This is a genomic window from Holdemania sp., from assembly GCF_986127675.1.
Genome location: NZ_CFQZWI010000022.1, coordinates 24,355 through 33,628, shown reverse-complemented (window position 1 = coordinate 33,628; position 9,274 = coordinate 24,355). Strand labels below are relative to the sequence as shown.

6 protein-coding genes are annotated in these 9,274 nt (G+C 52.4%); 1 reads left to right on the top strand and 5 read right to left on the bottom strand.

Going from position 1 to position 9,274, the window contains the following annotated elements:
- On the top strand, window positions 1-479 hold a 479-nt coding region (locus tag AC5OW4_RS05485; RefSeq protein WP_493676744.1), incomplete at its 5' end, for a hypothetical protein.
- Between the two features lie 359 nt (window positions 480-838).
- Here AC5OW4_RS05485 and typA read toward each other — a convergent pair.
- From typA to AC5OW4_RS05460, 5 genes are all read right to left on the bottom strand, one after another.
- The gene (gene typA, locus AC5OW4_RS05480) at window positions 839-2,680 is read right to left on the bottom strand and encodes a translational GTPase TypA (RefSeq protein WP_195395935.1); all 1,842 of its coding nucleotides are present in this window, start codon (window positions 2,678-2,680) and stop codon (window positions 839-841) included.
- Between the two features lie 235 nt (window positions 2,681-2,915).
- Window positions 2,916-4,469, bottom strand: a complete 1,554-nt coding sequence (locus AC5OW4_RS05475) for a flotillin family protein (RefSeq protein ID WP_493676743.1) — start codon at window positions 4,467-4,469, stop codon at window positions 2,916-2,918.
- A 239-nt stretch (window positions 4,470-4,708) separates the two neighbouring features.
- Window positions 4,709-6,130, bottom strand: a complete 1,422-nt coding sequence (locus tag AC5OW4_RS05470) for a D-alanyl-D-alanine carboxypeptidase family protein (RefSeq protein ID WP_493676742.1) — start codon at window positions 6,128-6,130, stop codon at window positions 4,709-4,711.
- A gap of 250 nt (window positions 6,131-6,380) precedes the next feature.
- On the bottom strand, window positions 6,381-8,399 hold the full coding sequence (locus AC5OW4_RS05465; RefSeq protein ID WP_195547902.1) for an ABC transporter permease: 2,019 nt from the start codon (window positions 8,397-8,399) through the stop codon (window positions 6,381-6,383).
- On the bottom strand, window positions 8,389-9,156 hold the full coding sequence (locus AC5OW4_RS05460; protein ID WP_195547901.1) for an ABC transporter ATP-binding protein: 768 nt from the start codon (window positions 9,154-9,156) through the stop codon (window positions 8,389-8,391). Before AC5OW4_RS05460 ends, AC5OW4_RS05465 begins: the two co-directional genes overlap by 11 nt.
- Window positions 9,157-9,274: the final 118 nt, after the last annotated feature.

The following is a 9,274-nucleotide window of genomic DNA, read 5'->3' as shown; positions in this document are numbered from 1 at the left end:
CTTCCGATCTCAATTCAAGAGTGATCGCCGCGAATGATGGAAAAATCGTTCTTCCAGCTTTCTCCTTCCTAGATTTTACTTGTTGCCAACTTAAACGTTTCCTTCAGGAAAGCCTTTACACAAGGCTTAACAGGCTCTCTGTTTGTCAGCTTTTGCTTCAAAAAATTCAGAAGCTCGGGATCACAATGCTTTTTTTCCAACGGGTATCCTTTATTCTTCTGCGGTTGGAGAAAAAGAAATTCCGGATCTTCCAGATAACCGTAACATTCGGCATAGTTCAATCGGCTCCAGCTGTTTTCCGTGCTGACTTCAAATGCATCCTCGCCAAAGGAAAAGCGGATTGTATAACCGGTCTTCGATCTGAAATTTTCTTCGATTATTTCATTGATCGCATGCTGAACCATGGATTTGATGATTTTGGGTGTGGCACACGCCCTGACGAAAAAGAAACTTCCGCCAAAGATAAGAAAACAGGCTAATACGAAGTCCGTCCCCCGCAAGATAAATAAAACTCCCAGTCCCATCAATAAAAGCGCTTCGCCCCAGCAGATGATCAGATAATTCCATTTTAATAAAGCATAATCAAAGCGCGTGGAAAGTTTGTAGAATACGCTGAGAGAGTAGGGGCCGGCGTGAGTTTGAACATGATTCTGATCCATCATCAATTTCTCCTATTCGATTTTATCGCTTTGCGGATCCATTCCGGCGCGCAAGGCTGACTTTTTCTTTAACTTCATTATACCGGCGGATTCGGTGAAAAACAACGGGCATTCGTCTGACGGATCCACTCTGGCGCGCGAAAGAAAAAACATCCGCGATCAAACGGATGTTTCAGGGTTTATTCTTCTTCCAGCTCCGCCGCAGCCTTGTTCAGCTCGCGCATGTGCTGCCGGCGTTCCAGCGCGGTCAGATATTTCTTGCGGATCCGGATATCGGTCGGCGTCAGCTCGACCAGTTCGTCGTCGTTGATGAATTCCAGCGCTTCTTCCAGCGACATGATCTTCGGCGGAACCAGCTTCATCGCTTCATCGTTGCCGGTGGAACGAACGGCCGTCATCTTCTTGTTTTTCAGCGGATTGACGTCCATGTCCATATTCCGGGCCGCCATCCCGATGATCATGCCTTCGTAGACCTCGGTCTGCGGGGATACAAACAGCTGGCCGCGTTCCTGGATATTCCACAGCGCGTAGGTCATCGCCTTGCCGGTTTCCGTAGAGATCAGCGCGCCGTTGGCCCGCTGCGGGATATCGCCCTTGTAGGCTTCATAGCCGGCCAGACGGCGGACCATCGTGCCTTCCCCGCGCGTATCGTTGATGAATTCCGAACGGTAGCCCAATAAGCCGCGCGTCGGAACCGTGTATAAAATTCGCGTATAACTGCCTTCATCCTGAATATCGACCATGATTCCCTTGCGCAGATTCAGTTTGGATATGACCGTGCCTGAATATTCGTTAGGGACGCTGCACACGACTTCCTCAACCGGCTCGTACAGCGCGCCGTCGACCTTGTGCATGATGACCTCCGGCTTGGAGACCGCCACTTCATAGCCTTCCCGGCGCATGTTTTCCAACAGGACCGACAGATGCAGCTCGCCGCGGCCGGAAACCTTGAAGCAGTCGGTCGTATCGGTTTCTTCGACCTTCAGGCCGACGTTGACTTCCAGTTCCTTTTCCAGCCGTTCGCGGATGTTGCGGGAGGTGACATATTTTCCGGACTGTCCGGCAAATGGCGAGGTGTTGACCATGAAGTTCATCGACAGGGTCGGTTCTTCGATCCGGATCATCGGCAGCGGCCGGATGCTTTCCGGATCGCACAGCGTATCGCCGATCGAGATATCAGCCACGCCGGAGATCATGACGATCTCACCGCACTGGGCTTCCGAAACCGCAATCCGGCTCAAGCCCTTATACACGAACACCTGATTGATTTTACGGCGTTCCTGACGGCCTTCGTCATTGCACAGAATCACTGTGCTGCCCTCTTTCAGCGTTCCTTCATAAACCCGGCCGATGCCCAAACGACCGATGTAATCGTCGTAAGCCAGAGCGGAAACCTGCATCTGCACCGGCTCTTCCGTAAAATCCGGATACGCTTCGCAATGCTTCAGGATCGTTTCGAACAACGGGATGATATCCTCGTTTTCATCATTTGGCTGATAGCGCACAATTCCCTGACGGGCGATGCCGTAAAGAATCGGGAAATCCAGCTGCTCATCGGTCGCGTTCAGATCGAGGAACAAATCGTAAACCTCGTCGATAACCTGATCAGCCCGTTCATCCTTCTTGTCGATCTTGTTGATCAGAAGGATCGGACGCAGACCGCATTCCAGACTTTTCTGAAGCACGAAGCGGGTCTGCGGCATCGGTCCTTCGCTGGAGTCCACCAGCAGGATGACGGTGTCGACCGTCTTGATAATCCGTTCAACCTCGGAGGAAAAATCCGCGTGGCCCGGAGTATCGACAATATTGATTTTGTAATCCTTGTACGTCACGGAACAGTTCTTGGAATAAATCGTAATTCCCCGTTCCCGTTCCAGATCGTTGCTGTCCATAACGCAGTCGACCGTCTCCTCGTTATCCCGGAAAACGTGACTCTGATTTAAAAACGCATCTACCAGCGTCGACTTACCGGCGTCGACGTGGGCAATGACCGCGATGTTAATAATCTTCTGATATGCCATAAAAGTACCATTCCTTTACACAGTGATTTATTATAGACGCATTATCATTAAATTACAACAAAAACCGCATAACAAAGCGATAAATCGAAGATTGACAAATTTTGAAAAACGCGATGGAACGACTTTCTCACGCCTTGTTGAGACCCCGGTTTTCTCCCGTTTCTTCCCGATTGGGACAATCCCGGACGCCTTGCAGCTTGTGAGAATCCATGAATTTCAAGCAAACGAAAACCGGTCAGTCAGCGACCGGTTCGTTTTCCTCCTGCACTGTTGCAGCGGGCTCGGCTTCTGTTTCCGGCTGGGACGCTTCCGCTGAAGACGGCAGCGTCAGGCCGCGGACGTTGAGATTGCGGTTAACCTTGGCGTCATAAGAGCCAGCCCGGACGATTTCCTTCAGGTCGATGCCGGTGGTTTCCTTCATCGACTCAAATAATTTCGCCATGACGGCCGGCACGTTATTGGACACCCCGTCCAATCCGCTGCCTTCGCCGCCGATAATCGTGATCTTGTCGATCTGGCTTAACGGTTCGGCAATCTTGCCGGCAACCTCCGGCAGAATCTGGATCAACATTTCCGCCATTGCAGCGTCGTTGTATTTCTGATAGGCCAGCGCTTTCTTTTCCATCGCTTCCGCCTCGGCAATGCCCTTGGCCCGGGCGGCTTCCGCTTCCGCTTCGCCGACCATCTGGATGCCCTGCGCTTCGCGTTCCTTCGTATACCGCTCCGCGTCGGCTTTGGCTTTCTGCGCCTCCGCTTCCTGCTGGATTTCAAATTTACGCGCTTCGGCTTCTTTCTGGCGGGCGTACAGCTGGGCGTCGGAACGCTGCTGCTGCGCGTATTTCTCCGCTTCCGCCTGCTTGCGGATCTGCGCGTCCAGTGCTTTTTCCTTGACCTCCGCTTCTTTTTCCTTCAACAAAACCTCGCGTTCCTGCTTGGCAATATTGGCGTTGGCCGATGTGATTTCAATCGTTTTGCGCTGGGTTTCCTGTTCGATCTGATATGCGGCGTCGGCTTCCGCCTGTTTGAGATCCGCTTCCTTTTTCAGTTCAGCCTTCTGGATTTCCAGCTCGTTGTTCTTGATCGCGATCTCGCGCTCGGCATTGATCCGCGCATCGCTGGCCTGCCGGTCGGCCTCGGCCTTCGCCACGGCGATTTCCTTGTCGGCTTCCGCTTTGGCGATCGCGGCTTTCTTCTTGATCTGCGAGATATTGTCGATGCCCAGATCGTCGATCACGCCGTTGGAGTCGGAGAAGTTCTGGACGTTGAAGCTGATGATGTCCAGTCCCATCGCCGCCAGGTCCGGCATCGCGTTTTCCTTGACCAGCTCCGCGAATTTCTGCCGGTCGCTGACCATTTCCTCTAACTTCATGCGGCCGACGATCTCGCGCATGTTGCCTTCCAGCACTTCGCGCGCGACGCGGGCGATGTAATCCGTATCCTGATTCAGGAAGTTTTCCGCGGCGACGGACAACCGGCCGCTGTCGCTGCTGATCTTGATATTGACGGCGGCGTCGACCTGGATATTGATGTAATCTGCGGTCGGCACGGCGGTAGACGTCTTGACGTCGATCGGAATCAGCTTCAGACTCAGCCGGTCCATCCGTTCAAAGAAAGGAATTTTAATACTGGCCTTGCCGATGATAATTTTCTTCCGCAGGCCGGAAATGATATACGCCGTATCGGGCGGCGCTTTGATGTAGCCGGTCGTCAAAATCACGATGACGAGCACAGCAATGACGAGCACGATGATCAAACTCTGATAAGCCATTACTGTTTCCAACACAAACATCCCTCCTTCACTTGTGGTGGCGCCTTGCTTGCTTTCTGTTTGCCGATTCCTCACCTCTTTCCGGCAATTTGCTTCGATAATTTATTTCTCTTATTTATCTTATCAAATTGTTGATCTTAGTTTATCATAGATTTTCCATTTTGTAAATATATTCACAAAATTCTTATTCAGCGGTTATCTCTCCCGTTATTCCCATATAAAAAGACAGGAATCGAATCTCCTGTCAGTTCATTATTGAATCACAGATGCGGACGGCGCTTGCGTTTCTTCCTGGCCGATTTGTAGCGGCGCTGTTCCCGCCGGTAATCGCGAATCAAGATCAGGCACAGAACCAAACCCAGCACGGTTAACCCGAAAAAGACGGTATGCGCTTTTACCCACAGCTGAAATTGATGGAAGCCGTAGAGCAGCGCGCTGCGTTTGTAACTGCGCGGACTGGTCAGCTCGATCCAAGCCAATTCCTGCGGTGTTTCCGTGTCGGTGCGGGTGATTGTCACCGTGCCCAAGCGCTGACCTTCCTCAATCGGCGCCTGAAGCTTGCCATCCAGCTGGGTTTCGATCTGCAGCGCAGACCGATCATAGCCGTTGGGCAGATTCAGCACGACGTCGGTCCCCGCCTTCAGCGTCAGCTTGTCGTTGAACAGGACAAACGGAACCTTGGTTTCCAACAACGTCTGATCCGCCGTTAAAACCGTTTGCTTGCTGTAATGGTCATAGAAATAATCATAGAGGTGAGCGGCGTCAAGAATGTGATACGGCGTATTGGATACCGGGGCATGCGCGGTGATCAACAGATACCGCGAGCCGTTTTTCTCCGCGATCGAAGCCAGACACAGACCGGCCGGATTGGTATACCCGGTTTTGCCGCCAAGAATCGAATCGTTGGCGATCTTGGCAGGATCGGTCGATGAGATCTTCGCGAACAGCGTGCTTTCCCACACCAGCCCGCCGGGGTGCAGCGACGGGGTGGCGGTGTAGCGGCGGGTCTGGAAAATCTCGTTAAACGTCGGGTTTTCCAAAGCGTAGCGCATCAGCTTTTCCAGATCACGCAGCGTCGTGAAGTGATCGGGATCATGCAGCCCGGACGTATTGACAAAATGCGTTCCCGACATCCCCAACTCCGCGGCTTTTTCATTCATCAAATCGACAAACGCCGCTTCGCTGCCGGCTTCCTCCAGCGCCAGCGCCTGGGCGGCATCCGCGCCCGAAGGCAGAAACAAACCGTAAAGCAGATCCTTGACCGATACGATTTCCCCCGGCTTGAACCCGGCGACCGAAGCGTGCGCCTCTGCCAGTCCGGCGAACACCTCCGGCCCCAGCGTCATCGTGCTGTCCAGCGCCGGGGCGTTTTCAATCGCCACCAACAACGTCATCATCTTGGTCATGGAAGCGGGATAAATCTGATCCTCGCTGCCCTTGTCAATCATCACCTGGCCGGTGTCCATATCAATCATGTAGATAAAATCGCTTTTGACCGACGGGAAATCCACATCCTCTTTCAAATAAGATATCCCATCCTCAAAACGCGGGGCCTGCCGGCGCACGATTTCCCCGACAGGAGAATCCACCGTGATCAAATCGCGGGCGGGCGCTTCCGCAAAAACCGGCGTCAGCGACAAACACAGCGCCAGTAAGCATAATTGAATCATTCCTTTTTTCACGTCACAAAACTCCTCGCTGAATTCCTTCTTATTATAACAAACCTTTCGGTGATCTTCCTTGCGATTTTCTTTCATTTTTCTCAAACTTCTTACGTTTTATTCCCGATTGAATACGAAACTCTAATCAGCCGCACACAGGCAGCGGACTTTCCTGAAAAGGATGCGTTCTGTTTCAGTCCCCTTTCAGAATAAAAAAGGAAGCTGGCGAATCCAATCTTCCGCCAGCCTTCATCAGGGGGTAATACCAAACTTATTCCAAACGGCGGGATTGCGCGCGGTCACGGATCACGCTCAGACTGCTTGAGTAAGTGATCAGGAAGTAACCGCCGTAGATCAGGGCCAGGAACCCGCCGACAAGCAATACCTGGCTGCCGATATCAATTTTGACCAGCGCCACCAGCGACTGAATCACCGCGCTGACGCCGACGATGGAATGAACGATGGCCAATGCCAACGGGAACAGGAAATAGATTGCGATCTGAGTGAACAGCGAGCGGCGGATCATCTTCTCTTCGACGCCGATCTTGCGCAGCAAAGCGTAACGCTCCACGTTATCGGCGGATTCCGATAGCTGCTGCAAAGCCAGTATCGCGGCCGAAGCGATCAGGAAAACCAGGCCCAGATAGACGGCGATATAGGACAGAATCAGCTTCATGCCCCCGGAGGCCTCAAACATTTCCCCGCGGGTAACCGCGTTGTAGGCCAGACCGGTCTGCTTTCCATACGTTTTCGCCATTTCATTCAACAACACGTCGCCTTCCTCGGCTGAAACCTTGTAATTTACATTAAAAGACTGGCTGGCCGGAATTTTATTGACGAAAAACGAATCCGGCAGCACGATCGTTAAGAAGTTGCCGTAAGCGCTGAAATTCTGCAGCTGCAAGAACATCGCCGGCTGGCTCACCGTCAGCGTTCTGCCATCGACCGTCAGCTCGCGGTGCTCCTTCACCGCCTTGAAGATATCCGATTCCGCGGCGTTCATCGAATAGGTGATCAAATATTCGTTCTCCGCCAGCGTGACCTGCGGTTTTGACTGCATCGCCAGGGCGGCGTTGAGCTGGGACAGCGGCAGGAAATCAATCGCCATTTCCCCGACATCATGGGACGTGCTGTTCTGCATCGTCGCGATGACTTCCGGACTGCTGAAATCCTTGATTTTCACAGCCAGATCGTACAGATCCAGATCGGCGGCTTCACGGGCCAGGCCATCCAGATCCAGACCCCGCTCGCGATAGTCCTGAGATAAGCTAAACCCCAGCGTCTGCGTATCATAGACATACACGGTCGCGTCATAGGGCGAAGTCTTTTCAACGTCGCCCGCCAGGACCTGACCAAAGGACAATCCGGTGCACAACGCGCCGATCGTCAACAAAAGCATGATGCAGATGACGGTCATTGACACGAACGCCGAATTGATCCGGCTGTTCAGCTGACGCATGATAAACATGTTCAGATTACGGTAATAGAAACTCTTGCGGCTTTGCACAAACTTTAACAGGAAGCCGGACAGCGAGAAGAAAAACAGGAAGGTCCCGATCGAACCAAGCACGATCGAGGCGGTGAACTCCAGCGTGAACATCACAAAGCCATTGTCCAGGATCAGCGCGTAAGCACAGCCCAGAATGATCAGACTGGCGATGAACAGCACGACGGACAAGCCGATCGAGTGCAGCTTCAGCGTTTCGTTATGCCGATCCCCCTGAAGCAGGTCGATCAGTTTATACCGGCTGACGACCACGCTGTTGAAGATCAGCACGATCAGATACAACCCGCCGAAAAACAGCGCCGACAACAGAATCGCTTTCAAGGAAACGATAAACTCAAAGGCTTTGAGCTGAACCATGAACAGATTGGCAGTGACGACCGTCAGCGCCTGCGAGACCAGAATCCCCAAGCCCAGACCGACCGCGAAGGCCAACAAGCCGATCATCACGGTTTCGATCATCAGGATCCGGGCCACAGTGCCTTTGTTCATCCCCATCACCAGATACAGGCCAAGTTCTTTTTTACGCCGCCGGATCAGAAAGTTATTGGCGTAAACGATCAGAAAGCCCAGAACGATACAGACAAACACCGAGAAAATCTGCATCAGATTGTTTAACAATACCAGCATTTTCGCCTGCGACTGGCTCAGCGCCAGCATGACGGATTGGGACTGGATGGAATTGAAGACATAGAACAGGCAGACGCCGAAGGTCAGGGTCAGAAAGTAAACGCCATAATCCCGGATACTGCGGCGGACATTGCCAAGCGCGATTTTAAAGTACATTGTTGGTGTCCCCTCCCAACAAACTGACGACCTCGATGATGCGGTTGAAGAACGTCTTGCGGTCGTCGCCGCCGCGGACTAATTCATTGAAAATCCGGCCGTCCTTGATGAACAAAATGCGGTGGGCGAAGCTGGCGGTAAAGGCGTCGTGGGTAACCATCAAGATCGTGGCTTCCAGCGATTTGTTGAGCACCTCAAAGCTGTTCAGCAGCATTCTTGACGCTTTGGAATCCAACGCTCCGGTCGGCTCGTCAGCCAGAATCAGCGACGGATGGCAGATCATCGCGCGGGCGCAGGCGACGCGCTGCTGCTGGCCGCCGGACATCTGATACGGATATTTTTTCAAAACTTCCTCAATTCCCAGCTGTCCCGACAGTTTCTTAATACGGCTGTCGATCTTCTTCGGATTGACCCGCTGAATCGTCAACGGCAGCGCGATGTTTTCATACGCCGTCAGCGTATCCAGCAGATTGAAATCCTGGAAGATAAAGCCGAGCTGTTCGCGCCGGAACTTGGACAGCTGGCTGCTTTTCATCTTGGTGATGTCGTCCTTTCCGATCAATATGTGGCCGCTGGTCACGGTGTCGATCGTCGAGATGCAGTTGAGCAGCGTCGTTTTGCCGGAACCAGAGGGTCCCATGATCCCGACGAACTCCCCTTTCTTCACCTCGAAGCTGATATCCTCGATCGCCCGGGTGATGCTTCCTTTATTGCCGTAAATCTTTTCAATTTGTTTTACCTGTAATATCGTTTCCATAAGTTTTCCCTTCCTTTATTAATGAATATCGCCAAGGCCGTCCTGGCCCAACACAATGACCTGAAATAAAACCTGGCATACAATCAGAATCTTATTGAATGTTTTCATTTTATGATTC